This is a genomic window from Roseivivax sp. CAU 1753 (genome assembly GCF_054482575.1).
Map to the genome: position 1 here is coordinate 138702 of NZ_JBTLRF010000005.1, position 24821 is coordinate 163522.

Consider the following 24821-nt stretch of genomic DNA (forward strand, 5'->3'; position numbering starts at 1 on the left):
ATGAGCTTCCCGCTGAAAAAGGTACTGCTGCCGGTCATCCTGGCGCTGCTTCTGACCGGGTTCTGGTTCAGCCCGGAATTCCAGGAGATCGCGGCAGGCGTCGCGATCTTCCTGTTCGGGATGCTGATGCTCGAGGACGGGTTCCGCGAATTCAGCGGCGGGGTGCTGGAGCGGATCCTCGATTATGCCACCCGCTCGATGCCGCGGGCGATGGCGTTCGGGATGGTCACCACCACCATCGTGCAATCCAGTTCGTTGATATCGGTGATCACGATCTCATTTCTCAGCGCCGGGCTGATCAGCCTCGTGGCGGGGATCGGGATTGTCTTCGGCGCCAATATCGGCACCACGACCGGTGCCTGGCTGATCGCGGGGTTCGGGCTCAAGGTCAATATCTCGGCCTATGCGATGCCGCTGCTGGCCATCGGCGTGGTGCTGGTTTTCCAGAAGTCGAAATACCTGCGCGGCTTCGGCTACATCCTGGCCGGGCTTGGATTTTTGTTTCTGGGCATCCACTACATGAAGCTCGGGTTCGAAAGCTTCAGGGACACCGTCGATCTTACGCAATACGCGATGATCGGGATCGCGGGGCTGCTGGTCTATACGCTGGTGGGGGCGCTGGCGACGGTGATCATGCAGTCGAGCCACGCCACCCTGGTGCTGATCATCACCGCGCTGGCGGCCGGGCAGATCAGCTACGAGAACGCGCTGGCGCTGGCGATCGGGGCCAATATCGGCACCACGATCACCGCCATTCTGGGATCGCTGACGGCGAATTACCTGGGCAAGCAGCTGGCGCTTTCGGACGTGATTTTCAAGCTGACGACCGCCGTGTTCGCGCTGATCCTGATCGTTCCGCTGCAGGCCCTTGTCGATGCGCTGAGCGCGCTGGTCGGCATCGCCGAGGGGGATTTCGCGCTGAAGGTGGCGATGTTCCACACCCTCTTCAACGTGATGGGGGTGGCGATCATGCTGCCGCTTCTGCCCCGGCTGATCGGGGTGATCCAGAAGCTGATCGAGGAACCGAAGCCGGATGTGAGCCGCCCGAGATACCTGTCGGAAGCGGTGGACGAATTCCCCGCGACCATCGAGGCGGCGATGCGCAAGGAGGTCAAGCATCTTTATGACAACGCGGAACAACTGATCGCGCACGGGCTGAACCTGCGACGCCACGAGATTTTTGCGTCCCGCGACGTGGCGGCCACGGTCCGCAACAGCCGGACCCAGGTGGTGTTCGACTTCGACGAACGCTACGAGGCCCGGGTCAAGACGCTTTATGCCGCGATTGTCGAATTCACCACCCGGACCGGGGCCAAGGACCTGCCGCCGGTGGTCGCCGACCGGGTCCAGGTGTTGCGCGACGTGGCTGGCCAGATCGTGCGCGCGGTCAAGGCGGTCAAGCACCTGCGCCGCAACGTGACCTCCTATACCACGCGGGATCGGGGGGCGGTGACCGATGTCTATGACGGTTTGCGCACCGAGATCGCGCGCATCCTGGTCGAGATCCGCAAGCTCGACGTCGCCGCCCCCGAAGACCGCAGCAACCTGTGGCTCGACGAAGAGGCGGCGCAGGTGGAAGAGGACGCCAGGAACAGCAACCGTCTTGTCGATGCGCTGATCCGCAAGGGCAGTCTCGACGCCGACGCCGCGACCTCGTTTCTCAACGATTCAGGCTATGCCTACAACGCCATGCGCGATCTGATCGGTGCCGCGCGGTCCTATTACGCCGCGCCCAACGATGCGGTCGCCGAGGTCGAGCGGATCGTGGCGCTGGACGAAGAGGAGGTCGGCGAGGTGGTCGCCGTCGAGGCCGCGCGGGCAGGGGAAGCGGAGCAATGACCAACCGGGCCGCATCGAGCTGGCGGACCGCCCGAACGATCGTGCATCCATCACAGGAGGGTCCGTCATGGGGCTGAAGAAATACGCGGGCAAGCTCGACGACTATTACGCAAGGCTGACCCAGGGCAAGGCCGAGAAGATCGAAGCCAGCCACGTCGAGAAGGTGATCGCCAAGCTGGAGACGAAAAAACAGCAGCTGGAAGCCGAGATCGAGGCCACCACCAAGGAGTCGAAGCGGCTGCGGCTCGCGCGCAAGAAACTGATCGCCGATGAGCAGATCAGGCGCGCGCACCTGCTGCTTGGCCAGATCGGCGGGGGCGGTCCGACCCAGCCCGAAGCCGACGCCCCGGCACCGGAGGGCGGGACCGAGAACTCTGGCTAGGGTTTGCGTTTGGCGGCGTGCTTCAGGATAGATGGAACGGTTTGTCTTGCGATTTCGCAGGCTTCACGCAGGTGTGGGTGCGATCGCGGTGCTGCGCCCCGCCGGTCGGGATGCGCGGGCCCTTGACTGGAAGGCGGGCGGTTCTTAGTTAGTAATTGATCACTCACTAATGGACAGGTGCCATGGCCCGCAAGACCGCCGATGACCGCAAGGCCGAGATCGTCGCGACCGCCTTGCGCCTGGCCGACGAATTGGGGCCGGACCGGCTGACGGTTCAGGCGGTGGCCGATGCGGTCGGGCTGACGCAACCTGCGATCTTCCGGCACTTCGCGTCAAAGCAGGCGCTGTGGCTGGCGGTGGCGGACGCCGTCGCTGACCAGATGACCGCAGCCTGGGGCAGGGCGCTGGCCGACGCGACCGACCCGATTGACCGACTGGAGGCGCTCGTGTCGGTGCAGTTTGCCCAGATCGCGGCAAATCCCGCCATCCCGGCGCTGCTGCATTCGCACGAGCTGCAGACCGAAAACGCGCGGTTGCGTCAGCGCTTCACGACGCTGATGACGGCGTTTCGGGGGCATTTGCTGGCAGAACTGACGCAGGCCCGCGACGCAGGGCTGATCCGGGCGGATCTCGCGCCCGCGGATGGTGCCACGCTGCTGATATCTCTCATCCAGGGGGTGGCGATCCGCTGGTCGCTGGGCAATCGCGGCTTTGCGCTGGTGCCCGAAGGGATGCGGCTTTTTGATGCGCAGATGGCGATGCTTCGCACGGTGCCAGTGGCGGGGGGTGTATCATGAAACGGCTCACACCGCGCCGTCTGGGGCTTTTCGCGGTCGCCCTTCTGGCCGCGTTCGGCGGATACATGTTCCTGACCGAACGCCCGGTATCGGTGACCGTGGTCACGGCAGAGCGGGACGTTCCGGTCCGGGTCTACGGGCTGGGCACCGTCGAGGCGCGTATCGTGTCGCGGATCGGCTTCGAGGTCGGGGCCGCGCTGGTCGAACTGACCGCCGACAGCGGCGATTCGGTTGCCAGGGGCCAGGTGCTGGCACGACTGCACCCCGCCGAGCAGGACGCCCGCGTCGCCCGCGCCGAGGCGGCGGTCGCGGCGGCAGAGGCAAGTCTTGGCAGAGCCACCGCCACTGTGACCCGCGCCGAGGCGGTTCTGGCACAGCGCCAAGCCACCAATGTCCGCCAGCAGGAACTTGCGCAGCGGCGCACGATTTCGGTTCAGACAGCCGAGGAATCGCAGCGCGATGTTGACGTCGCCGCCGCCGATCTTGCAGTTGCGCAAAGCGAAATCGGCGTGGCACGGGCCCAGAAGGCCGATGCCGATGCGGCGCTGCGGCTTGAGACGGCGCTGCGCGATCATCACGAGTTGCGCGCGCCTTTCGACGCCGTTGTCGTCGACCGCCATGCCGAGGTCGGCACCGTGGTGCAGGCGGGCGCGCAGATCTTCACCCTGATGGATCCGGCCACGGTCTGGACCCTGGCCTATGTCGATGAGGCCCGCGCCGGGGATATCTTCGTCGGCCAGACCGCCGAGGTCACGATGCGGTCGCTGCCGCAAGAAGTTTTCGGCGGCACGGTGGCGCGCATCGGCATCGAAAGCGACCGCGTGAACGAGGAACGGCGCGTCTGGGTGGCCTGCGACCGCTGCCCGCCGCGGATCTTTCTGGGCGAGCAGGCCGAGGTCCGGATCACGGTCGCCACCCTGGCCGAGGCGCTGCTGGTGCCCGAGATCGCGGTCACGGGGTTCGACGGGCACAAGGGCCGGATCCGGGTGGTGCAGGACGGGCGGCTGGCGGAGGTTCCGGTCACCTTCGGGCATCGCACCGAGGACGCGCGGCTCGAGGTCGTGAACGGCCTGCCCGAGGGCGCGCGGATCGTCGCGGTGCCGCTTGGGGCCGGGGCTGTCGGGGCCAGGGCCCGCATCGTCGACAGGGGGGCACCATGAACCTTGCCTACCGGGATGTGCGCCACAACCTGTTTCGCTTTGTGCTGACCTGTCTCGGGCTCAGCCTGCTGATGGCGGTCGTGCTGGCGATGATCGGGATCTACAACGGGCTGGTGGCCGATGCGCTGAACATCGTGAAGGCCCCGCGCGCCGATCTCTGGGTGGTGGAATCCGGCACCCAGGGGCCGTTCGCCGAAGCCTCGCGCATCCCCGGGGACACCCGCGATGCGGTGGCGCGGCTGCATGGTGTGGCCGAGGCCGGAAGCATCACCTATCAGACCGTCGAGGCCAGCCACGCGGGCAAGACCCTGCGCCTCTACGTCATCGGCTACGCCCCCGGCGATCCGGGCGGACCGGAAACCATCGCCCAGGGGCGCGGCATTACCCGGACGCATTTCGAGATGGTGGCCGACCGCAAGACCGGCCTGGCCCTGGGCGACCGCATCCGCCTTGGGCGCGACAGCTTCGCGGTGGTCGGGCTGGTCGAGGACGTGATGAACTCGGGCGGCGACCCGGCGGTCTTCATCCCGCTGGTGGACGCGCAGGTGCTGCAGTCGCAACTGGCCCCGCCCGCGCAAAGGGTCGCGGCGGCGCGCGGTGCGGCCTCTGCCGACAGCGAGGCCACGGTGGCGGCGGTGATCGCGCGCATCGACCCGCTGGCCGATGTCGAGGACGTGGCCCGGAACGTGCGGCAATGGAAGCATCTGGGGGCGCTGACGCAGGACCAGCAGGAGGCGATCCTGCTGGGCTCGGTCGTGGACCGGGCCAAGCGGCAGATCGGCCTGTTTCTGGGCATCCTGCTGACGGTGTCGGCGGTGGTGATCGCGCTGATCATCTACACGATGACGATGGAGAAGCTGAAGCAGATCGCCACGCTGAAGCTGATCGGCGCGCCGGACCGCACCATCATCGGGCTGATCGTGCAGCAATCGCTGGCGCTGGGCCTCGTCGGGTGGAGCTTTGGGCTGCTGCTGATCCTGCTGATCAAGGATTACTTTCCGCGTCGCGTCGTGCTGGAGCCGGTCAACGCAGCGGCGCTGGGCGGCATCATCATCGTGGTGTGCATTGTCGCCAGCGGGCTTGGCGTGCGCGCGGCGCTGAAGGTCGATCCGGCCACGGCCATCGGAGGGTGAGGCGATGGACAGAACGGACGGCACAGGCAGAACAGACAGCACAGATCGGCCCCTGATCGAGATCGACCACGTGTCGAAGCACTTCGGCGAGGGCGACGCCCGCGTCGACGCGTTGCGCGACATCGACCTGACGGTGCGCCCGGGCGAGGTGGTGGCACTGCTTGGCCCGTCGGGGTCGGGCAAGACCACGCTGCTCAATATCATCGGCTGCATCATCGAGCCGACCAAGGGCAAGGTGACGCTGGACGGCGATGTGGTGTTCGACGCGCGCTGGCTCGGCGGCGATCTGCGCAAGCTCCGGCTCGACAAGATCGGCTTCATCTTCCAGTTCCACAACCTGCTGCCGTTTCTCAACGCCCGCGACAATGTCGCATTGGTGTTGACGCTTGCGGGCCGGTCCGCCGCCGAGGCGCAGGCGCGCGCCGACGAACTGCTCGCCTATCTCGAGGTCGGGCACCGGGCCCGGGCGATGCCCGCGCTGCTGTCCGGCGGAGAGGCGCAGCGCGTCGCCATCGCCCGCGCGCTGGCCAACAGCCCGCGCATCATCCTTGCCGACGAACCGACCGCCGCGCTCGACAGCAAGCGCGCCGGGATCGTGATGGATCTGCTGCGCAAGCTGGCCGCCGAACAGGATGCCTGCATCGTCGCGGTGACCCATGACGAAAAGATCTACGACCGTTTCGACCATCTGTTCCACTTGCGGGACGGCGTTCTGGACAACAGCAAGGAGACCACCTGATGACGTCACAATCCTTGAAATCCCGGGCTCTCCGGGTCGCCGCCGGTGTCGCGGTGATGTTCGGTGCCGTGACCGTCCTGTCCGGAGGGCGCGCGCTGTTCGGCGGCGAGGCGGCCCAGGCGGCGGCGGGCGACGCGGTGCCCTTCGTGCTGTGGTTCAACTTCCTGTCGGGCTTCGGCTATGTGCTAGCGGGGATCGGGCTGGCGCTGCGTCGGCGGTGGTCGGTCTGGGTGTCGGTGGGTCTCGTCGTGGCGATCCTGGCGATCTTCGCGGTGTTCGGGTTGCACATCCTGCAGGGCGGTGCCTTCGAGATGCGCACCATCGGCGCGATGATCCTGCGTCTTGGCGTATGGATCGCGATTGCATGGGTGGCGGTGCGCAAGCTGGCCGCGCCGGCGTGATCGACGGGCGCGCGTGAAAGGCCATGAGGCCGGTCAGTCCAGCCGGTTCGGGTCGGTCCTGTCGGGTCGGACCGTTTCCGATACTTGTCAGGCGGTCTGGGGATCGGGTCAGCCGGGTGTGTCACGCCAGCGCGCGCGCGGCGGCGTCGAGCGCCTTGTGCATCTCGGCGTCGTTTTCCGCGCAATGCGCCTTGTGCGCGGTCTTGAGAAGCCGTTCGGCGGTCTCTTTTCCGGGTCCCGCGGGGGCCTTGTCGCAGGTTGCCTGTACGGTGCGCATCTTCTCGGGCGTCTTGATCATTTGGATAGCCACTGGGTGTCCTTTCATGGACGCTCCGAGCGTGAGTCGTGCTCGGTCACATCCACCTTGTAGAGCGCATCGCGCCCCAGCACATCCGCGAATGCGCGGCGACAGGCGGTCAGCCGTCGGGACCGATCACCGGTCAGCGCGGGAAAGCGGGCGCACGTCACGCGATCACGCGTCGAAACTGCCGCGAATGCCGAAAAATTGACCGATGCACTGGCACCGACCCCATATGCCTGGCATGACCCGCGACCCCAGGTCAGGCATGAGGTCAGGCACGAGGTCATGCCCTGCGACACAAAGGTTCCGGTGTTGCACAACATGTCTGGCCATATGGACGAACGCGTTGCAGCGCTCTATGACGTTCACGTCGGGGACGAGCTTCTGCAGAAGCCGAGGTTCAAGCCTGCCGGCAAACGGCAACCAGTATGATGGTGCATGCAAGGGGCGGCCCGCCGGGCCGAACCCAGCCGCACCGGATTGCCGGACGACATCGAGAGGCCGCCCCGGTTCCCGACTCCGCGGAGGCAACCGAGGCGATTGAATGGAACGCGGCACTTGCCCCGTTGGAGGACACCGAATGACGAATCCCGAAAGGGCTGCAACCGGCTTTGCCTTGTCGAGCCGTATATCCGCATGGGCCCATCCGGCCACGGCCGGGGCGACCGCCACATGAGCCTCTTCAGGAGTCGGCGCGCGTGAACGACCTGTCCATGCCTGACGCCCCGTTGACCGCAGAGGCCGCCGTCGGTGCCGCCGGGAACCCTTTTGCAGAACGCCATGCCGAAAGCCGGGCCTGGGGTCGGGTGCTGGCACGCTATCGCACGCCCAGCCCGCTGCGCAGCACCTTCGAGCTGGTGATCACCGTCGTTCCCTTCGTGATCTTCTGGACCCTGTCCGCGCTGGCCGCCGTGAACGGCGTCTGGTGGGGGCTGGTGCTGACGATCCCCGCCGCCGCCTTCCTCGTGCGGATGTTCATCCTGCAGCACGATTGCGGCCACGGGTCGCTGTTCGCCAGTCGCCGGACCAATGACTGGACCGGGCGCATCCTCGGGGTGCTGACCTTCACGCCCTACGACTATTGGCGCCGCACGCATGCGGTCCATCACGCAGGGTCGGGCAACCTCGACAAGCGCGGCATCGGGGATGTGACCACCCTGACCGTCGCCGAATACCGCGCCCTGTCTTGGTGGGGCCGCGCGCAGTACTGGCTCTATCGGCATCCGCTGGTGCTGCTGGGCTTCGGGCCCGCCTGGCTGTTCATCTGCCAGTACCGTCTGCCGGTCGGGCTGATGCGCGCGGGTGTGCAGCCCTGGGCGTCGACGCTGGTGACCAACCTGTTCATCGCGGTGCCTGCGGGGATCCTGATCTGGCTCATGGGTATCTGGCCGTTTCTGGCGGTGCAGCTGCCGATCACCCTGATGGCCGCGACCGCGGGCGTCTGGCTGTTCTACGTCCAGCACCAGTTCGAAGAGACCCACTGGTCCGAGGGCGATGACTGGAACATCCTGGACGCGGCCCTGCACGGCAGTTCGCACTACGATCTGCCGCCGGTGCTGCAATGGCTGAGCGGCAATATCGGCATCCATCACGTGCATCACATGGCAAGCAGGGTGCCGTTCTACCGGCTGCCGCAGATCCTGCGCGACCACCCGGAGCTTGGCAACATCGGGCGTCTGACGCTGCGCGAGAGCCTGGGATGCGTAAAGCTCGTGCTCTGGGACGAAAGCGCAAAGCGGCTGGTGACCTTTCGGGAAGTGCGCCAGGGCGTCGCCTGAGCGATCCGAGCGATCCGAGCGATCCAAGCGACCGGGACGGTCGGCCCCGAGGGGGCGACCGTTCTGGTTTCTGCGGCGCGGGCGATCATGCCGTGCGCTTGCCCGCGCGGTGTCCGCGCCCGGCTGTCGATCGTGGCTTTTCGACGCGCATGGCAGGGATTAGGCTTGGACATGATGAAAACCGTACTTCTGACCACCCATCTCGACGCGCCGCCCGACCGGGTCTGGGACGCGATCAACACGCCGCGCCTGTTCCTGTTCGTGGCGCGCCCGGTGATGTATTTCGAGCCGGTGGACCCACCCGCGTGGCCGGAACGATGGGACAATCGGGCCTATGTCCTGCGCCTGACCTTGTGGTGCCGCATCCCGTTCGGGCGCCAGACGGTCCGCATCTCGCGCCCCGCGACGGATGGACCGTCAAGACAGCTGCGCGACAACGGACAAAGCGCGCTGATCCGGCGATGGGATCACGTGATGACCGTGGCCCCCGAAGGCACGGGCACCCGCTACAGCGACCATATCGAGATCGAGGCGGGCCTTCTGACCCCCCTGATCGCCGCCTATGCGCGGTGGTTCTACGGGCACCGGCACCGCCGCTTTCACAAGCTCGTGGCGGCGGATTTCGACTACGACGCGGCCTGATCGGGCGACGTTGCGGCGTCCGTATCTGTCGCGTCCCCCGTGTCGCGCGGTGCCTCATCCCTGTCCGGACGCAGGCGCAGCCGGGCCCAGATCGGCAGGTGATCGGACGCCACGCGCGCGTGTGAGCCGCCGTGCACGGCGGCCTCGTCGATTTCGATCCCGGTGCCGTGGGCGATGCCGTCCAGCGCCGCGACAGGCCGCGAGGCGTGAAAGCTTGGCCCGGGGGCAACCATGTTAAAGTCGCGCGACCACGGCTCGAAGCCCTTGCGGTCGGACCATTCGTTGAAATCCCCGGCGATCAGCGCGGTTTGGGTCTCGGGGCCGATATGGGCGCAGATCTGCTGCATCTGGCGGCGGCGCCAGCTGCGCATCAGCCCAAGGTGCGTTCCAACCACGGTCACCCCCTCGACGCAGGCCATGACCGCGCCGCGCGGTTCCAGCCCGGGCAGGGTCAGGTGGCGCGGATTAGTGACCGAAAGACCCCGCCGGACAAGGATCGCGTTGCCGTGCCAGCCCAGGCTGACCGCGTTGCGCGCCAGATCGGCGGGCACGTAGTCGGTTTCCTGCTCGATCAGAAAATGCGGCAGTGCCGACGGGCGCGCGCCGAGACGCTTGTCGGCCTCCTGCAGGACCACGATATCGGCGTCGATCTCGTTCAGGACGGCGAGGATCCGCGCCGGATCGCGTTTCCAGTCGAGTCCGACAGCCTTGCGGATGTTGTAGCTTGCCAATGTCAACATGCGCTAAAGCACCGGCGCCAGAAGTCGCGCGAAGGGCGCGCCGACGCGCACCTTCAGCGGTTGGTCAGCCAGATCGGTCTCCAGCCCGTCGCTTCTGGCGATGTCTGCCTCCAGCATGGCTGCGACCTGACCGGCAAAGCCGGTATCGAAGATCAGCGCCATGGTCTCGAAGTTCAACCGGAACGAGCGATTGTCGAAATTGGCGGTGCCGATGGCGGCAAGGTCGTCATCCATCACTACGACCTTCTGGTGGGTGAAGCCTTCGGTGTAGCAATAGACCTCGACGCCGACGGCGCGGATTTCGTCGAAATAGGCGAAGGCCGCGAGCCAAGTGAGCATGTTCTCGGCCATGGCCGGCACGATCAGCCGCACCTCGCACCCCCGAAGCGCTGCCGCCTTGAGCGCGGTCAGCAGCGCATCGTCCGGGATGAAATAGGGTGTGGCGATCCACACCCGCCGCCGCGCCCGCGATATGGCGCTGAAGAACAGCAGCGCGGCGGTGTCCATCTCGTCGTTCGGACCGGCGGACACGATCAGCGCGGACAGGTCCTCGGGGCAGGCTTCGGGTTGCCAGTCCAGCGCCACGTCAAGGCGTTCCTGCGTCGCCCAGTGCCAATCCTCGTAGAACGCGAGCTGAAGCTGCGCCACCACCGGGCCGCGCAACGCCACATGGGTATCGCGCCAGTCGCCGCCGGGGGCATCCTTGCCGACATAGGTGTCGGACACGTTGTGGCCGCCGGTAAAGCCCACGATGCCATCGACGATGACCGTCTTGCGGTGGTTTCTGAAATTCAGCTTGAACCGCTTGTTGGGGCCGGGTGCGTCCATCGGATCGAGGATGGTGACGCCGCCGTCGCGCAGCCGGGCGCGGTAGTCCGATGCCAGCCCGTAGCTGCCGACCCCGTCATAGATCACCCGCACCGCCACGCCGCGGTTGGCGGCGTCGATCAGGCGGTCGGCCAGCGCGCTGCCCAGTTCGTCGTCGACGATGGTATAAAACTGCACGCAGACGTATTTCTCGGCGGCGTCGATGGCCGCGAAGATGGCGTCGAAAGTGGCTCTGCCGTCGATCAGCAGCGTCGCGGCATTGCCGCCCAGCACCGGCATCCCGGCCAGCCGTTCGAACGGTCGGTAAAGCCCGTCGTCGCGCGGCGCGGGCGGGTAGTTCTGGCTGACAATCTCGATTTCCTGTGTGGTCTGGTGCGAGATCAGGCGCGTCCGTTCGTATCGGCGCAGCTTGTGCCGTCCGAAGACCAGATAGGACGGCAGGGCGAACCATGGCGCGGCCAGCAGGAACACGACCCAGGCAGCCGCCCCCTGCGGCGTGCGCGACGAGACGATGGCGCGCCACACCGCATAGAAGATCAGCGTGGGGACCAGCACCGCCGCAGCGGCCAGAAGATAGGATTCGAATGTGATCATCGCGTGAATGTAGGCCGAAGCGTTTCCCTGTGCATGCGGAAAACGGCATTCCTGCGCACCGCAGGCCTGCATCGCTGCGGGCCGGGCAAGGGTGCGACGGGCGCTTGGCACGCACCCGGCGCGCACTGGGCACGCACTGGGCACGCACTGGGCACGGGCCCGGCGCGGAAAGCCGCGAAACACGCCGCGAAGTGGGTTTTACCACCCGGTCGCGGCTGCTAGCGTTGACCTATTCGCCGCGGTCGGTCCGAAAGCGGGGCAAGGCCGCGCGCGGGTCCGTCCGGATCGATGTCAACCACCGCAAACCTGAAGGTGCACACATGGTTTTGTCGCTATCGCGCAGGGATTTTCCGACCGGTTTCCAGCTTGGCGCCTCGACCGCCGCCTACCAGATCGAGGGGGCGTCCTTCGGCGGCGCGGGCGCGTCGCATTGGGACAGCTATGCCGCGACCCCCGGCAATGTCGTGCGAGGCGAGGACGGGGCGGTGGCCTGCGATCATTACCACCGCTTCGAGACCGACCTCGACCTGGTGCGGGACGGCAATTTCGACGTCTACCGCTTTTCCACATCTTTCGCGCGGGTCATGCCCGACGGTCGCATCGTGAACCCCGAGGGGCTGGATTTCTACGACCGGTTGGCCGACGCGATCACCGCGCGCGGGCTGAGCCCGTCGCTGACGCTCTACCATTGGGACCTGCCCTCGGCGCTGGCCGATCAGGGCGGTTGGGCCAATCGGGACACCGCCGCGCGGTTCGCCGATTACACCCGCGTCGTGATGGACCGGATCGGCGACCGCATGGACAGCGTCGCCACCATCAACGAGCCGTGGTGCGTGGCCTGGCTCAGCCATTTCCTCGGGCTTCAGGCCCCGGGTCTGCGCGACATCCGTGCGGCCAGCCGGGCGATGCACCACGTGCTGCTGGCGCATGCCAAATCGCTCGAGGTGATCCGGGGCAGCGGCGCGGATGTGCAGGCGGGCATCGTGCTGAACTTCGCCCATCCCCATTGCGCCAGCGCCAGTGACGCCGACAAGGCCGCCACGCGGACCTTCGACGGCATCCATAACCGCTGGTTCATCGAGGCGCTGACCAGGGGCACTTACCCCGAGGATATCCTCGGCACGCTTGCGCCGCACATGCCCGAGGGCTGGCAGGACGACATGGGCGCAATCTCGGCTCCGATCGACTGGCTGGGGGTGAATTACTACACGCGCACCACGCTGCGGCACGAAGAGGGCAGCCTCTGGCCGCATTACCGGGAAATCCCCGGTCCGCTGCCCAAGAGCGACATGGGATGGGAGATCTATCCCGACGGGTTGCGGTCGCTCTTGGTGCGGCTGGCGACGGAGTACACCGGCGACACGCCGATCTATGTCACCGAAAACGGCATGGCGGGCGACGATCACCTGATGGACGGCGCCGTCGACGACCCGGTGCGGGTGACCTATTTCGACGATCATCTGAAAGCGGTGCAGTCCGCCATCGCCGAGGGCGCGCCGGTGCGGGGCTATTTCGCCTGGTCGCTGATGGACAACTACGAATGGTCCTTCGGCTACGACAAACGCTTCGGCATCGTCTACGTGGATTACGAAACGCAGGCGCGTACCCCCAAGGCGTCCTATCACGCGCTGGCCGGGGCCTTCGCGCGCTGACATCGCGCAGCCGCCGCCCGGCCTGTCACACCGCTAGAGCCGCAGGCCGCTGTCGGGATCGAACAGGTGCAGGTTCGCGGCGTCGATCGACAGGTGCATTGGCGCGCCGCCGGGTCTGGGCGTGTGCACCCCGGGCAGGCTGGCGGTGAAGGCAAGACCGTCGGGGTCGAGCCGTCCGTGCAGCAGCGTATTGGCCCCCAGGGGTTCGGACAGCTGCACCAGCATCGCCAGCGGGCCGTCCGGGTCCGGGTGCAGGTGTTCGGGGCGCAGGCCCAGCTTGACCGGCCCCGGGCGTTTGTCGGTATCGGCGATCGCTGCGCCCGCAAGCATCACCTTGCCGCCCGCAACCTCGGCATCCAGGATGTTCATCGCGGGGCTGCCGATGAACTGCGCGGCAAACAGCGTGCGCGGGCGTTCGTAGACGTCCAGCGGCGTGCCGATCTGTTCCGCCACGCCGCCATTCATCACGATCATCCGGTCGGCCATGGTCATCGCCTCGACCTGATCGTGGGTCACGTAAAGCGCGGTGATACCGAGCTTGGACTGCAACTCCTTGATCTCGAGCCGCATCTGCACGCGCAGCTTGGCGTCGAGGTTCGACAGCGGCTCATCGAACAGGAACACCGCCGGTTCGCGCACGATGGCGCGGCCCATGGCGACGCGCTGGCGCTGACCGCCCGAGAGTTGCCGGGGCTTGCGGTCGAGCAGGGCCTCGAGTTGCAACAGCTTTGCCGCCGCCGCGACCTTGCTGCGGATCTCGTCCTTGGGAAGCCCGGCGATCTTGAGCCCGTAGCCCATGTTCTGTTCGACCGACATGTGCGGGTAAAGCGCGTAGTTCTGGAACACCATGGCGATGTCGCGGTCCATCGGCTCCTTGTCATTGGCGCGCACGCCGCCGATCAGAATATCGCCCGAGGTGATCGTCTCGAGCCCGGCAACCATGCGCAGAAGCGTGGACTTGCCGCAGCCCGAGGGACCGACGATGACGATGAACTCGCCATCCGCGATCTCGACGTCGATACCGTGGATGACATCCGTGGCCCCGAAGCTTTTCTTGACGTTCTGAAGTGTGACTGTCGCCATTCTTATTTCTCGCTGTCTACAAGGCCGCGGACGAAGAGTTTCTGCATCGACACCACGACGATCACCGGCGGCACCATCGCCAGGATCGAGGTCGCCATGATGGTCGGCCAATGGGCAAAATCATCGCCCGAGGGGAACATCTGCTTGATGCCCATGACGATGGTGTTCATCTCGGGGTCGGTGGTGATCAGGAGAGGCCAGAGGTACTGGTTCCAGCCGTAGATGAACAGGATCACGAAGAGCGCGGCCACGTTGGTGCGGCTCATCGGGACGACGATATCCCAGAAGAACCGCATCGGGCGCGCGCCGTCGACGCGGGCGGCCTCGGCCAGCTCGTCGGGGATGGTCATGAAGAATTGCCGGAACAGGAACGTCGCCGTCGCCGACGCGATCAACGGAAAGATCAGCCCGGAATAGGAGTTCAGCATCCCGAAACTCGCCACCACCTCGTAGGTGGGCACGATGCGGACCTCGACCGGCAGCATCAGCGTCAGGAAGATCAGCCAGAAGAACAGGTTGCGCGCCGGAAAGCGGAAATAGACGATGGCAAAGGCCGACAGGAGCGAGATCACGATCTTGCCCACGGCGATGCCGATCGCCATGATCATGCTGTTCATCAACATCGTGGCCACCGGCACATTGACGCCGGAAAACAGCGCGTTCTTGTAGTTTATGAAGAACTGATCGCCCGGCCAGACCGGCATCGGCGGCTGGATGATGTCGGCCTGCGTCACGGTCGACGCGACAAAGGCCAGCCAGATCGGAAAGAAGATCACCAGGATCCCGGCGATCATGAACACATGCGTCAGCCACAGGCCCGCGCCGCGCTTTTCCACCATGCCATGCACGTCGCGGGCCATCAGTAATGCACCTTCTTCTCGACATACTTGAATTGCAGCACCGTCAGCAGTCCGACGACGATCAGCAGGATCACCGACTGCGCCGAGCTCGAGCCCAGATCCTGCCCCACGAAGCCGTCCGAAAAGACCTTGTAGACCAGGATCGTGGTCGATTGCTGCGGCCCGCCCGCGGTGATCGTGTGGATGACGCCGAAGGTCTCGAAGAAGGCGTAGACCACGTTGACCACCAGCAGGAAGAAGGTGGTGGGCGACAGAAGCGGCAGCACGATGGTCCAGAACCGCCGCCAGAAGCGGGCACCGTCGATGGCCGCCGCCTCGATCACCGATTTCGGCACCGATTGCAGGGCGGCAAAGAAAAACAGGAAGTTGTAGCTGATCCGGCCCCAGGCCGAGGCCACGACCACAAGGCCCATCGCCTCGCCGCCGTTCAGCACGTGGTTCCAGTCATAGCCGAGCTTGCCCAGATACCACGCCACCACGCCAACGCGGGTGTTGAACATGAACAGCCAAAGGACTCCGGCGACGGCGGGGGCCACGGCATAGGGCCAGATCAGCAGCGTGCGATAGGTGCCCGACCCCTTGATCAGGCGGTCCGCGATGACCGCCAGGAACAGCGCCGGGATCATCGAGCAAAGCGTCACCAGGATCGAAAAGATCGCCGTGGTGACAAAGGAGGCGCGGTAATATTTGTCGCCCAGCAGGTATTCGAAATTGCCAAGCCCCACGAATTGCGACGACAGCCCGAACGGGTCGGGGATGAACAGCGATTGCCAGACCGCCTGACCCGCCGGGTAGAAGAAGAACACCGCCGAGATGAAGACCTGCGGCGCGATCAGCAAGAGCGGCAGAAGCCAGCCCTTGAAGGTAACGCGTTTTTCCATCGGGCTCCTCCTCGGAGTATTCAGATTGGCGAACGTCAGGCAGCGGCGGCACACAGCCCGGAACGCCCGGATCGGCGGATCACGGCCCCCTTGCAGCGCGAAAGCCACCGGCGCGGGCCGGGCCCGTATGGAAATGGGCGGCGGTCAGCGCGGGCCGGTTCCGGTCGTCATCGCCGCGCAGTATGGCAGCATAATAGGGTGCGCGCCCCGGGGGGGCGGGGCGCGCGCATGTCAGGCTTCAGCGGCTGGACTGCTCGAAGCGGCGCAGCAGTTGATCGCCACGCTCTTTCGCGCTGTCGAGCGCTTCCTGTGCGGTCTTGTCACCGGCCCAGACGCCTTCCAGTTCCTCGTCGATGATGCCACGGATCTGGTCGAAGGATCCCAGGCGCAGGCCCTTGGAATTGGCGGTGGGCGTATTCGTCGTCATCTGGATCACGGCCACGTCGGTGCCGGGGTTCTCGTCGTAGAAACCGGCCTCGCGGGTGGCGTCTCCGGCTGCCGTGGTGATCGGCAGATAGCCCGTATCCTGGTGCCACTGCGCCTGCACCGGGGTCGAGGAGAGGTAGCTCAGGAACTCGCCGACACCGGCGTATTCCTCGGGCTCGTGGCCCTCCATGACCCAGAGCGAGGCCCCGCCGATGATGGTGTTCTGCGGCGCGTTGCCGACACCTTCCCAATAGGGCAGGGGCCGCACGTCGAAGTCGAATTCCGCCTCGGCCTTGATGCCCGCGTAGCCCGCCGAGCTTTCGGTAAAGAGCGCGCAGGCCCCGGAGCGGAAATTCGCGCCGCCCTCGTTGCGCCGCCCGGTATAGATGAATTTGCCCTCTTGGGCCCATTCACCCATCTTCGCGATATGCGCGACCTGCGCCTCGCCGTTCAGCATCAGCTCGGTGTCGGTGCCCGCAAAGCCGTTGTCCTTCGAGGCGAAGGGCACGTCGTGATAGGCCGACAGGTTCTCGAGGTGGATCCAGCTTTGCCACGCGGTCACGAGCGGGCATTCCTCACCGGCCTCTTTCAACTGGTCGAGCACGGAATCGACGGCCTGCCAGGTGGACAGATCCACATCGGGGTCGATCCCCGCGCCCTCGAGCCGGTCGCGATTGACCCAGAGCACCGGCGTCGAGGAGTTGAAGGGCAGCGACAGCATCTTGCCGTCGGTGGTGGTGTAATAGCCCTTCACGGCCCCGATATAGGCGTCGGGATCGAATGCCGCGCCGCTTTGCTCCATGACTTCATAGACCGGGCGGATCGCCCCACTGGCCCCCATCATGGTGGCGGTGCCGACCTCGAAGACCATCAGGATATGCGGCTGCTCACCGGCGCGGAAGGCGGCGATGCCGGCATTCAGCGTCTCGGAGTAGTTGCCCTTGTGGCTGGCGGTGACGGTGTAGTCGGACTGGCCCGCGTTGAAGTCTTCGACCTGGGCCGCGACCAATTCGCCAAGGCGACCGGTAAAGGCATGCCAGAACTGGATTTCGGTTTGCGCACTGGCCGCGATGGGCGTGAGCGCGGTTGCGCAGGCGGCAAGGATGCCGAGCGTTGACTTTTTCATACTGTTCTCCCTGTGCACCGGATGCGGTGCGATCGTTGACCCCTGCGGCAGACGGATCGCTCCGTGCTGACCCAGGCATGGGATCAGACTACATTCGAGACGGGATATGGCAAGACGCTATCGTCGGACGCCTCATGGCGGAGGATCCTTTTTCTGGTACGATATCAGTTTGTTAGGGGGTCGATCCCGGGCATTTTCGCGCTGCGCTGCGGCGTCCTTTGCGCCGCGGCTACGTGCATGCGGCGCGGCGGGCGGTCAGGCCTGCCGCCGGTCCTGCCGGTCTGTCAGCGCCGCCGCCAGCGCCTTGGGGGGCCAGCCGTCCTCGACCGCGCGCCGCAACAGGGCCGCCTGGGATTCCGGGGCAAGCCCGTCCGAGGGCGGGTCGCGGTCGAGGTTGGTGGGGAAGGAATAGCCCTCGGCGGTGGCGGCGATCACCGCATCGAGGGCGGCATCGTCCAGCGTGCCGTCAGCGCGCTTCTTGCGCAGCACCGGAAAGACGGCCCGGCACATCGCGGTTCTGTCGACCTGCTCCATCGCGCGCCCGAAGGCCGAGGAGACCTGCAGCAGGTTGACCATCCGGTGCTCGTCCGGGGTCGTGTTTGCGCCCGCCGCGTGAAAAAGCGCCGGGCTGAAGAACAGCGCATCGCCCTTCGACAGCGGCAATTGCACGCAATGCGACTCGAAGAAGTCGCGGAAGTCGTCGCGCCGCCAGGCGACGTAGCCGGGGGCGTAGAGCTGTGAGAAGGGCAGCAGTTTGGTCGGTCCGGCCTCGACGGTCATGTCGCAATGGGCGATGCCGCCCTGCAAGGTCATCAGCGGCGACAGCTCGTGCACATGCACAGGGTAGCGGGCGCTGACCTCGGCGGTCTGGAAGCCCAGGTGGTAATCGCGGTGGGCCTGCTGCGCCGCGCCGCCCGGATGGACGAGGTTGATCTGCGCGGTCATCTGGTAATTCGGGCCGAGCCAGGCGGCGCAGGCGGCATCGATGGCCGGATTGGCGAAATAGCGCACGTAGACGTCCGGTGCCGCAAGACACAGTTTCTGCAGCGCGTTCCAGATCCGGTCATTGCTGCCCGCGGCGGCGAAATGATCGGACCCGTCGCCGCTTGCGGCCTTTTCGGTGTCGATGATGCGGCGGTAGATCCGCGTCGCGGCGTCGATGGCATCGAGATCGGCACAGGCGGCTTTAAGAACGAACACGCCCGCGCCCTCGCGCAGAATCCGCGCCCATTCGGCCATCAGCGTCGCGCGGCTGCCCGGGGCCCGCAGAATGCGGCGCAGCGCGGTCGCCTTGTAGACCGGGACGTTCTTCGGCGCGCCCTCGGCATGGGGGATGTCTTCCGGCGCGACGTTGCGACGGGTGAGGGCGGCAAAGGCGGCCAGATCGCAGGCCTTGGCGCTGTAATAGCCGGCGGTGCCAGTGCTCTGCGGGGTCATCGGGGTGCTCCTCGGGGTGGCGGGGCCGGACCGGATGCCGGGTCAGTCGGCGTCGCGCTCGGCGATCCAGGCATGATCGGGATCGTTCTGGAAGCGCCATTTGCGCAGCGGTCCGGCCATCACATTGAGGTAATACATCTCGTAGCCGTAGGGCGCGCCGCAGGGGTGATGCCCGCGTGGCACCAGCACCACGTCGCCATCCTTGACCGCCATCGTCTCGTCGAGGCTGCCATCCTCGGTATAGACCCGCTGCACGCCAAAGCCCTGCGCCGGGTTCAGCCGGTGGTAGTAGGTTTCTTCAAGGTAGGTCATGCGCGGGAAGTCGTTTTCGTCGTGGCGGTGACTGGGATAGGACGACCAGTTGCCCGGCGGGGTGAACACCTCGGTCACCAGCAGCGACGAGGCGACGTCGTGGTCTTCCATTGCGATGTTGTTGATGTGGCGCGTGTTCTGACCCTTGCCGCGCGACGTCAGGGTGATGCCCTCGGGGCCGAGCCTGCGCGCGGGATAGGCGGCCGTCGCCGGTGCGCTACAGACCGCCAGCACGCAATCGGTGGTGGCCTCGGCCTGCCAGTCGGAGGCCCCCGGAACATAAAGGCAATGCGGCGCGGTCCTGTCGAAGACCGACATCCGGTCGCCCATCTCTCCGAAGTCGGTGCCCGCGGCGCCGATCCGCGCACGGCCTTCGACAAGAACCAGTATCGCCTCGCGCTTGCCGGTCGCCTCGGACGCTGTCTGACCCGCGGCGAGGTGATAGAGGCCGAACCCCACGTAGGACCAGCCGGCGCGTTCGGGCGATATGTCGTGCACCTTGCCGTGTCGACCGGTTGGCTTGACCAGAAGCTCGCTCATACCGTGCCGCCAAGCGATCCCTCGAGCTTTGCGAGTTCCTGACCGCCTGCCATCAGGTCCTGCAACTCGTCCGGGGTGATCTGTCCGCGCTGTGCGGTGCCCAGTGTCTTGCCCCGGTTCAGCACGGTGAAACGGTCGCCCACGGCCATCGCATGGCGCACGTTGTGGGTGATGAAGACAACCCCGATGCCGTCCTTGCGGACCCGGTCGATGGTGGCCAGAACGTTCGAGGTCTGCCGGACGCCAAGCGCCGATGTCGGCTCGTCGAGGATCAGCACCTTGGCCCCGAAATAGACCGCGCGGGCGATGGCGACGGTCTGCCGCTCGCCGCCCGAAAGCGTGCCGACCGCCTGATCCGGCGCGCGCAGGTTGATGCCCATCTTGCGCATTTCTTCCATGGTGATCTCGTTGGCGCGATCGGTATCGAAGCGCTTGAACGGGCCGCGCCCGCGGGTTGGCTCGCGCCCCATGAAGAAGTTGCGCGTAACCGACATCAGCGGGATCATCGCGAGGTCCTGATAGACCGTGGCGATGCCCGCCTCCATGGCGTCGCGGGGGCTGTCGAAGTCCATCTCGCGGCCCTCGAACATGATCTTGCCCTTCGAGGGCTTGTGCACCCCGGCCATGGTCTTGATGAAGGTCGACTTGCCCGCGCCGTTGTCGCCCAGAAGGCAGTGGCATTCGCCGGGGGCGATGTCGAAGGACACCCCGGCAAGCGCGATGACGTTGCCGAAGTGCTTTTCGATCTTGTCCATGTGGACAATGGGCGCGTGTTCCGTGCGTGAGTTCATCTTACCGCTCCCCCGTGACGCGTTTGCGGATCATGTTGTTGAACAGCACCGCGATCAGCAGCATGCCGCCAAGGAAGACGAGATACCAATCCTGATCGATATCGGTATAGGTCAGCCCGATCAGCACCATGCCGAAGATGATGGCGCCGAAGAACGCGCCGATGGCCGAGCCATAGCCGCCGGTCAGAAGACAGCCGCCGATGACCGCGGCGATGATCGCCTCGAATTCCTTCTGAAAGCCGCGCCGCGCATCGGTCGAGCCCGAATCCAGCACCGTGATGATGGCGACCAGGGCGGCGCAGCAGGCCGTGACCATGAACAGGATCAGCTTGACCCGGCGCACCGGAACGCCGGAATTGGAGGCCGCGTTGGCATCGCCCCCCGAGGCGAAGATCCAGTTGCCGAAGGGGGTTTTCTGCAGGACGTAGGTCGCCAGCAGCGCGATCACCACGAACCACAGGATCTCGACCGGAATGCCCTGTACCTTTGGCAGGCCGTTGCGGAACGTATCGATCAGGCCCATCTCGGCAAATTTCGCAAAGAGGCCCGGAAAGGCGTCACCGGAAAACAGCGCGGTCAGCGGGTCGCCCTCGACCGCATCGCGCACGCCGCGCAACTGGGTCGACCCCTCGGTCGCCCATTTCAGGCCGACCAGCGACAGGCCGCGCAGGATGAACAGGAAGGCCAGCGTCACGATGAAGGACGGCAGGCCGGTCGCCAGCACGATCTGCCCGTTGAAGGCCCCGACGCAGGCGGCAAAGACCAGTGTCGCGGGAATGGCAATGATCAGCGGCAGTCCGAAGGTGACGACGCAGGCCCCGAAAAAGAGCCCGGTGAAAGCCACCATGGAGCCGACCGAAAGGTCGAACTCTCCGCCGACCATCAAGAGCGCCGCGCCGATGGCCAGGATGCCCAGCTGCGCCGCCGGTTGCATGAAATTCATGAAGCCCGCCAGCGTGAACATCGCCGGATCGGCGGTCAGCAGGAAGAACACGGTGACCAGGATGACCCCCGCGATGGCACCCAGTTCGGGTCGCTTCATCACGCGTGAGAAAAAGGATTCCTGCCGGATCCGTTCGTCGGTCGCAGCATCTGTCGGCATCTCGTGTCCCCCCGGATTGCTGAAAGGGCGGGGCGGCTGCGTGCCGTCCCGCCCGTTGCGTCGATCAGCGAATGCCCTTGGCGGACAGTTCGACCACCTGACCGGCCTTGTCGGCGGTGATCAGGTTCGGACCCGAGGGAACGTTGCCGCCCGGCACCAGACCGTATTGCGCATGCAGCGCCAGGAATACGACCGGCAGGTAACCCTGAAGGAACTGCTGCTGGTCGATGGCAAAGGCGGCTTCGCCGTTCTGGACCGACTCGAGGAAGTTGGCCGACAGGTCGAAGGACGCGACCGCAATCTCGCCGCTGCCGCCGACAGCCGCGACAGCCGCAACCGCAGGTTCACCGGCCAGCGATGCACCCAGCGCCATGACCGCGTCGATGTCCTGGTTGGAATCGAGCGACGCCTTCACCTTGGCCTCGATCTCGGCGGGGTCGTTGGTGGTGGGCAGGACGGTCACGGTGCCGCCGAAGCCTTCCTCGAAGCCCGCGCAGCGATCGTCAAGCGACACGTTGCCGACCTCGTGGTTGATGCAGATGGCGTTGGTCTTGCCCATCTCGGCCATCTTCTCGCCAGCGGCGCGGCCGGCGTCGTACTCTTCCTGGCCCACGTGCAGCAGCGCGCCGAGGCCCTTGGAAACGTCCGAGCCCGAGTTCATCGAGATCACCGGAATGCCCGCGGCCACGGCCTTTTCGATGGACGGGCCAAGCGCGTCGGCATCGGGGATCGACACGACGATGCCGTCCGGCTCCTGGTTGACGGCGGCATCGATAAGCTGGCTCATCGCGACCATGTCGAAGGTTTCAGGCGCGCGGTATTCGACGTTGGCCCCGGTATCGGCCGCAGCCTTCTCGACGCCGTTCTTGACCACGGACCAGAACGGGTCGCTGGCCTGACCGTGGCTGACCACGATGATGTCCGTCGCAAGCGCGGGCGTGGCGATGGCCAATGCCGCGGCGGCAAAGGTGGTTTTCATCAAATGTTTCATAGTTCCTCCCAAATAAGACTTTTGCAGTCTTTCAAAGGCCGTCCTCGGACCTTATCGGAAGGAAAGCATGGATCGAAAATTTTTGCAACCGGTTGCAGAGAGGGCCGCTTCCGTCCGATGCTGACACCGCGGCAACCAGAGAGGTGACCGATGCCCGTGACATTGAAAGACGTGGCCGAGCGCGCGGGCGTGTCTCGGTCCGCGGTGTCGCGCACCTATACCGAAGGCGCGTCGGTGTCGGCCAAGACCCGCCGCAAGGTCGAGAAGGCGGCGCAGGAACTGGGCTACAGCCCCAACGCGCTGGCCTCGTCCCTGACCACGGGTCGGACCAAGCTGATCGGCCTGATTTCGAACAACTTCCACAACCCGCTGTTCTTGCAGGTGTTCGACCTGTTCACCCGGTTGTTGCAGGACCGGGGCCTGCGCCCCTTGCTGGTGAACCTGACCGATGAGACGGACCCCGCCCATTCGCTGCAGTTGCTGCGGCAATATTCGGTCGACGGGGTGATCGTGGCATCCTCGACCCTGTCGCCGGACTTCGCCCTGGCGTTCCAGAAGGCGCGCATCCCGGTGGTGCATTCCTTCGGTCGCTTCGCCAGCGCGCCCAAGGTGCATGTGGTCGGCATCGACAACGTCGAATGCGGGCGGATGGCGGCGGAAACGCTGATCGCGCGGGGCTATCGTCGGATCGGATTTCTGGGCGGTCCGCGCGGCGCGACCTCGACCATCGACCGGCGCAAGGGCTTTTTCGAGGTGGTCGACGCGACCGAAGGCGTCGCCGCGACGGAAAGCTTCGCCGCGGCCTATTCCTTCGATGCGGGCCGGAGCGAGATGCTGTCGCTGCTGGCGGCCCCGCTGTGCGAGGCGTATTTCTGCGGCGATGACGTGCTGTCCATCGGGGCGCTGTCGGCGTTGCGCGAAAACGGTCGCAGGGTGCCCGAGGATGTCGGCATCATCGGGCTCAATGACATGGACATGGCGCGCTGGCAGAACATCAACCTGACCACGATTCGCCAGCCGATCCGTCAGATCATCGACAGTTCGATCGAACTGGTGGTGGCGATGCTGGACGACCCAGACCGCCACCCCGAAGCGCGGCTGTTTGCCTGTCAGGTGATCGAGCGGGGCACGCTGCGCCCGCTCTGATCAGCGAAACATCGGCGGGCGGGCATCGACCCAGGCTCCGTCCCGCCGCGCCGAATCCACCGCCGCGAACACCGCCGCCATCGACCGCAGACCGTCCTCGGCGCCGGGCAGGCCGTCGCGGTCCTCGCCCCGGATGCGGGCGGCAAGATCGACATAGATATTGGCCACCGCCAGCGGGAAGCCCTCGGGGTGGGCGATGGCGACGCGGGACAGCCGCGCGGCGTCGTCGTCCAGGCCGGATTCGCCCTTTTCCATGATCTCGACCCGACCGCCCAGGCGTTGATAATAGACCTGGTTGGGCTGCTCTGACGCCCATCGCAGGCCGCCTTTTTCGCCGAAGATCTGGATATCGAGCCCATGCATCCGCCCCAGCGCCACGGTCGAGGTCCACAGCCTGCCGACGGTGCCGCGTTCGGTGCGGAAGTTGACCATGGCGTCGTCCTCGAGCACGCGCCCGGCCACGGTCGAGGCAAAATCGGCGGACAGGCTGCGGACCTCGTCGCCGGCGATGAAGCTGGCCAGATGCAGCGCGTGGATGCCGCAATCGGCCATCTGGCCCGACACGCCCGCCTGCGCCGGATCGTAGCGCCAGCGCACGCGCGGGTTGTCCGCATCGTCGCCCGCCGCATGATGGCCATGGCTGAAATTCGCCACGACGCAGCGGATCGCGCCCAGTTCGCCCGCCGCCACCATGGCGCGCATCTGGCGGATCATCGGATAGGCCGAATAGCAGTAGTTCACCGCGCAGATCTTGCCCGTCTCGCGCGCGATGCGGACAATCTCCTCGCCCTGCTCGACGGTCATGGTCATGGGTTTTTCGCACAGCACGTTGAACCCCGCCTGCAGGAAGGCCCGGGTGATTTCGAAATGGGTGGCGTTGGGGGTGGCCACGGTCACCAGGTCGATCCGGTCGGGGCGGTCCTTTTCGCCCGCCAGCATGTCCTGCCAGTTGGCATAGGCCCGATCGGGCGCGATGCCGAGCCGTTCGGCATAGGCGCGGCCCTTTGCCGGGTCGACGTCAAGCGCCCCGGCCTCGAACGCGAAGTTTCCGTCGGCCTGTGCGCCCAGACGGTGCGCCGGGCCGATCTGGCTGCCTTCGCCGCCACCGATCATGCCCCATCCCAGTTTTGCCATGTCGCA

General features: G+C 66.0%; 24 protein-coding genes. 11 read left to right on the forward strand and 13 right to left on the reverse strand.

Going from position 1 to position 24821, the window contains the following annotated elements:
* The 7 genes from ACXYMN_RS12240 (at nt 1) to ACXYMN_RS12270 (ending at nt 6451) form a co-directional block, all read left to right on the forward strand.
* Nucleotides 1-1839 (forward strand): Na/Pi cotransporter family protein, encoded by a 1839-nt coding sequence (locus ACXYMN_RS12240; protein WP_459013959.1) that lies wholly within the window; start codon nt 1-3, stop codon nt 1837-1839.
* 67 nt (nt 1840-1906) lie between these two features.
* Nucleotides 1907-2221 carry a hypothetical protein gene (locus tag ACXYMN_RS12245; RefSeq protein WP_459013960.1) on the forward strand — a complete coding sequence of 105 codons (315 nt, stop codon included), beginning with the start codon at nt 1907-1909 and terminating at the stop codon, nt 2219-2221.
* 182 nt (nt 2222-2403) lie between these two features.
* On the forward strand, nt 2404-3018 hold the full coding sequence (locus tag ACXYMN_RS12250; protein WP_459013962.1) for a TetR/AcrR family transcriptional regulator: 615 nt from the start codon (nt 2404-2406) through the stop codon (nt 3016-3018).
* Nucleotides 3015-4178, forward strand: a complete 1164-nt coding sequence (locus ACXYMN_RS12255; protein WP_459013963.1) for an efflux RND transporter periplasmic adaptor subunit — start codon at nt 3015-3017, stop codon at nt 4176-4178. The genes ACXYMN_RS12250 and ACXYMN_RS12255 overlap by 4 nt, the downstream gene beginning before the upstream one ends.
* Entirely contained in the window at nt 4175-5311 is a 1137-nt protein-coding gene (locus ACXYMN_RS12260) for an ABC transporter permease (protein WP_459013965.1), read from the forward strand. Before ACXYMN_RS12255 ends, ACXYMN_RS12260 begins: the two co-directional genes overlap by 4 nt.
* A 4-nt stretch (nt 5312-5315) precedes the next feature.
* Nucleotides 5316-6050: an ABC transporter ATP-binding protein gene (locus ACXYMN_RS12265; RefSeq protein ID WP_459013966.1), complete on the forward strand. Its 735-nt coding sequence runs from the start codon at nt 5316-5318 to the stop codon at nt 6048-6050.
* Nucleotides 6050-6451 (forward strand): hypothetical protein, encoded by a 402-nt coding sequence (locus ACXYMN_RS12270; protein WP_459013967.1) that lies wholly within the window; start codon nt 6050-6052, stop codon nt 6449-6451. Before ACXYMN_RS12265 ends, ACXYMN_RS12270 begins: the two co-directional genes overlap by 1 nt.
* A 121-nt stretch (nt 6452-6572) precedes the next feature.
* On the opposite strand, the gene ACXYMN_RS12275 is transcribed toward ACXYMN_RS12270, so the two are convergent.
* Entirely contained in the window at nt 6573-6761 is a 189-nt protein-coding gene (locus ACXYMN_RS12275; RefSeq protein ID WP_459013968.1) for a hypothetical protein, read from the reverse strand.
* A 689-nt stretch (nt 6762-7450) separates the two neighbouring features.
* Between ACXYMN_RS12275 and ACXYMN_RS12280 the strand changes: the two genes are divergently transcribed.
* Together ACXYMN_RS12280 and ACXYMN_RS12285 are read left to right on the forward strand one after the other, a co-directional pair.
* Nucleotides 7451-8530 (forward strand): fatty acid desaturase, encoded by a 1080-nt coding sequence (locus ACXYMN_RS12280; protein WP_459013969.1) that lies wholly within the window; start codon nt 7451-7453, stop codon nt 8528-8530.
* A 171-nt stretch (nt 8531-8701) separates the two neighbouring features.
* The gene (locus ACXYMN_RS12285) at nt 8702-9172 is read left to right on the forward strand and encodes a hypothetical protein (RefSeq protein WP_459013970.1); all 471 of its coding nucleotides are present in this window, start codon (nt 8702-8704) and stop codon (nt 9170-9172) included.
* On the opposite strand, the gene ACXYMN_RS12290 is transcribed toward ACXYMN_RS12285, so the two are convergent.
* Together ACXYMN_RS12290 and cls are read right to left on the reverse strand one after the other, a co-directional pair.
* A complete protein-coding gene (locus ACXYMN_RS12290) occupies nt 9157-9912 on the reverse strand; it encodes an endonuclease/exonuclease/phosphatase family protein (protein ID WP_459013971.1) in 756 nt (251 codons plus the stop codon). The two genes, ACXYMN_RS12285 and ACXYMN_RS12290, sit on opposite strands and share 16 nt — an antisense overlap.
* Nucleotides 9913-9915: 3 nt before the next feature.
* Nucleotides 9916-11334, reverse strand: coding sequence for a cardiolipin synthase (gene cls / locus ACXYMN_RS12295; RefSeq protein WP_459013972.1), 1419 nt, complete (start codon nt 11332-11334; stop codon nt 9916-9918).
* A gap of 326 nt (nt 11335-11660) precedes the next feature.
* On the opposite strand from cls, the gene ACXYMN_RS12300 reads away from it, so the two are divergent.
* On the forward strand, nt 11661-12986 hold the full coding sequence (locus ACXYMN_RS12300; protein ID WP_459014174.1) for a GH1 family beta-glucosidase: 1326 nt from the start codon (nt 11661-11663) through the stop codon (nt 12984-12986).
* A gap of 33 nt (nt 12987-13019) precedes the next feature.
* Here ACXYMN_RS12300 and ACXYMN_RS12305 read toward each other — a convergent pair whose 3' ends face one another.
* From ACXYMN_RS12305 to ACXYMN_RS12345, 9 genes are all read right to left on the reverse strand, one after another.
* On the reverse strand, nt 13020-14069 hold the full coding sequence (locus ACXYMN_RS12305) for a sn-glycerol-3-phosphate import ATP-binding protein UgpC (RefSeq protein ID WP_459013973.1): 1050 nt from the start codon (nt 14067-14069) through the stop codon (nt 13020-13022).
* Nucleotides 14070-14071: 2 nt separating this feature from the next.
* Nucleotides 14072-14908: a sn-glycerol-3-phosphate ABC transporter permease UgpE gene (gene ugpE, locus ACXYMN_RS12310; RefSeq protein ID WP_459014175.1), complete on the reverse strand. Its 837-nt coding sequence runs from the start codon at nt 14906-14908 to the stop codon at nt 14072-14074.
* Between the two features lie 20 nt (nt 14909-14928).
* Nucleotides 14929-15810 carry a sn-glycerol-3-phosphate ABC transporter permease UgpA gene (gene ugpA, locus ACXYMN_RS12315; RefSeq protein WP_459013975.1) on the reverse strand — a complete coding sequence of 294 codons (882 nt, stop codon included), beginning with the start codon at nt 15808-15810 and terminating at the stop codon, nt 14929-14931.
* 238 nt (nt 15811-16048) lie between these two features.
* Complete coding sequence (gene ugpB / locus ACXYMN_RS12320; RefSeq protein WP_459013976.1) at nt 16049-17362, reverse strand: sn-glycerol-3-phosphate ABC transporter substrate-binding protein UgpB; 1314 nt, start codon at nt 17360-17362, stop codon at nt 16049-16051.
* A gap of 255 nt (nt 17363-17617) precedes the next feature.
* On the reverse strand, nt 17618-18799 hold the full coding sequence (locus tag ACXYMN_RS12325; protein ID WP_459013977.1) for a phytanoyl-CoA dioxygenase family protein: 1182 nt from the start codon (nt 18797-18799) through the stop codon (nt 17618-17620).
* Between the two features lie 42 nt (nt 18800-18841).
* Nucleotides 18842-19651 (reverse strand): 5-deoxy-glucuronate isomerase, encoded by an 810-nt coding sequence (iolB, locus tag ACXYMN_RS12330; RefSeq protein ID WP_459013978.1) that lies wholly within the window; start codon nt 19649-19651, stop codon nt 18842-18844.
* A complete protein-coding gene (locus tag ACXYMN_RS12335; protein ID WP_459013979.1) occupies nt 19648-20442 on the reverse strand; it encodes an ATP-binding cassette domain-containing protein in 795 nt (264 codons plus the stop codon). Before ACXYMN_RS12335 ends, iolB begins: the two co-directional genes overlap by 4 nt.
* Nucleotide 20443: 1 nt before the next feature.
* Nucleotides 20444-21544 (reverse strand): ABC transporter permease, encoded by a 1101-nt coding sequence (locus ACXYMN_RS12340; RefSeq protein ID WP_459013980.1) that lies wholly within the window; start codon nt 21542-21544, stop codon nt 20444-20446.
* Between the two features lie 64 nt (nt 21545-21608).
* Nucleotides 21609-22535: a sugar ABC transporter substrate-binding protein gene (locus ACXYMN_RS12345; RefSeq protein WP_459013981.1), complete on the reverse strand. Its 927-nt coding sequence runs from the start codon at nt 22533-22535 to the stop codon at nt 21609-21611.
* A gap of 150 nt (nt 22536-22685) precedes the next feature.
* Between ACXYMN_RS12345 and ACXYMN_RS12350 the strand changes: the two genes are divergently transcribed.
* Nucleotides 22686-23681 (forward strand): LacI family DNA-binding transcriptional regulator, encoded by a 996-nt coding sequence (locus tag ACXYMN_RS12350; protein ID WP_459013983.1) that lies wholly within the window; start codon nt 22686-22688, stop codon nt 23679-23681.
* Here the strand turns inward: ACXYMN_RS12350 and ACXYMN_RS12355 are convergent, their stop codons facing one another.
* Complete coding sequence (locus ACXYMN_RS12355; RefSeq protein ID WP_459013984.1) at nt 23682-24815, reverse strand: Gfo/Idh/MocA family protein; 1134 nt, start codon at nt 24813-24815, stop codon at nt 23682-23684.
* Nucleotides 24816-24821 lie beyond the last annotated feature (6 nt).

Bases quoted from the DNA above. Each gene is read 5' to 3' on its own strand.
- ACXYMN_RS12265 (WP_459013966.1), top strand. From the start codon at position 5,316: ATGGACAGAACGGACGGCACAGGCAGAACAGACAGCACAGATCGGCCC.
- ACXYMN_RS12285 (WP_459013970.1), top strand. From the start codon at position 8,702: ATGATGAAAACCGTACTTCTGACCACCCATCTCGACGCGCCGCCCGAC.
- ACXYMN_RS12270 (WP_459013967.1), top strand. From the start codon at position 6,050: ATGACGTCACAATCCTTGAAATCCCGGGCTCTCCGGGTCGCCGCCGGT.
- ACXYMN_RS12240 (WP_459013959.1), top strand. From the start codon at position 1: ATGAGCTTCCCGCTGAAAAAGGTACTGCTGCCGGTCATCCTGGCGCTG.
- cls (WP_459013972.1), bottom strand. From the start codon at position 11,334: ATGATCACATTCGAATCCTATCTTCTGGCCGCTGCGGCGGTGCTGGTC.
- ACXYMN_RS12335 (WP_459013979.1), bottom strand. From the start codon at position 20,442: ATGAACTCACGCACGGAACACGCGCCCATTGTCCACATGGACAAGATC.
- ACXYMN_RS12260 (WP_459013965.1), top strand. From the start codon at position 4,175: ATGAACCTTGCCTACCGGGATGTGCGCCACAACCTGTTTCGCTTTGTG.
- ACXYMN_RS12305 (WP_459013973.1), bottom strand. From the start codon at position 14,069: ATGGCGACAGTCACACTTCAGAACGTCAAGAAAAGCTTCGGGGCCACG.
- ugpE (WP_459014175.1), bottom strand. From the start codon at position 14,908: ATGGTGGAAAAGCGCGGCGCGGGCCTGTGGCTGACGCATGTGTTCATG.
- ACXYMN_RS12340 (WP_459013980.1), bottom strand. From the start codon at position 21,544: ATGCCGACAGATGCTGCGACCGACGAACGGATCCGGCAGGAATCCTTT.
- ACXYMN_RS12325 (WP_459013977.1), bottom strand. From the start codon at position 18,799: ATGACCCCGCAGAGCACTGGCACCGCCGGCTATTACAGCGCCAAGGCC.
- ACXYMN_RS12250 (WP_459013962.1), top strand. From the start codon at position 2,404: ATGGCCCGCAAGACCGCCGATGACCGCAAGGCCGAGATCGTCGCGACC.
- ACXYMN_RS12345 (WP_459013981.1), bottom strand. From the start codon at position 22,535: ATGAAACATTTGATGAAAACCACCTTTGCCGCCGCGGCATTGGCCATC.
- ACXYMN_RS12245 (WP_459013960.1), top strand. From the start codon at position 1,907: ATGGGGCTGAAGAAATACGCGGGCAAGCTCGACGACTATTACGCAAGG.
- ACXYMN_RS12290 (WP_459013971.1), bottom strand. From the start codon at position 9,912: ATGTTGACATTGGCAAGCTACAACATCCGCAAGGCTGTCGGACTCGAC.
- ugpB (WP_459013976.1), bottom strand. From the start codon at position 17,362: ATGAAAAAGTCAACGCTCGGCATCCTTGCCGCCTGCGCAACCGCGCTC.
- ACXYMN_RS12350 (WP_459013983.1), top strand. From the start codon at position 22,686: ATGCCCGTGACATTGAAAGACGTGGCCGAGCGCGCGGGCGTGTCTCGG.
- ugpA (WP_459013975.1), bottom strand. From the start codon at position 15,810: ATGGAAAAACGCGTTACCTTCAAGGGCTGGCTTCTGCCGCTCTTGCTG.
- ACXYMN_RS12355 (WP_459013984.1), bottom strand. From the start codon at position 24,815: ATGGCAAAACTGGGATGGGGCATGATCGGTGGCGGCGAAGGCAGCCAG.
- ACXYMN_RS12255 (WP_459013963.1), top strand. From the start codon at position 3,015: ATGAAACGGCTCACACCGCGCCGTCTGGGGCTTTTCGCGGTCGCCCTT.
- iolB (WP_459013978.1), bottom strand. From the start codon at position 19,651: ATGAGCGAGCTTCTGGTCAAGCCAACCGGTCGACACGGCAAGGTGCAC.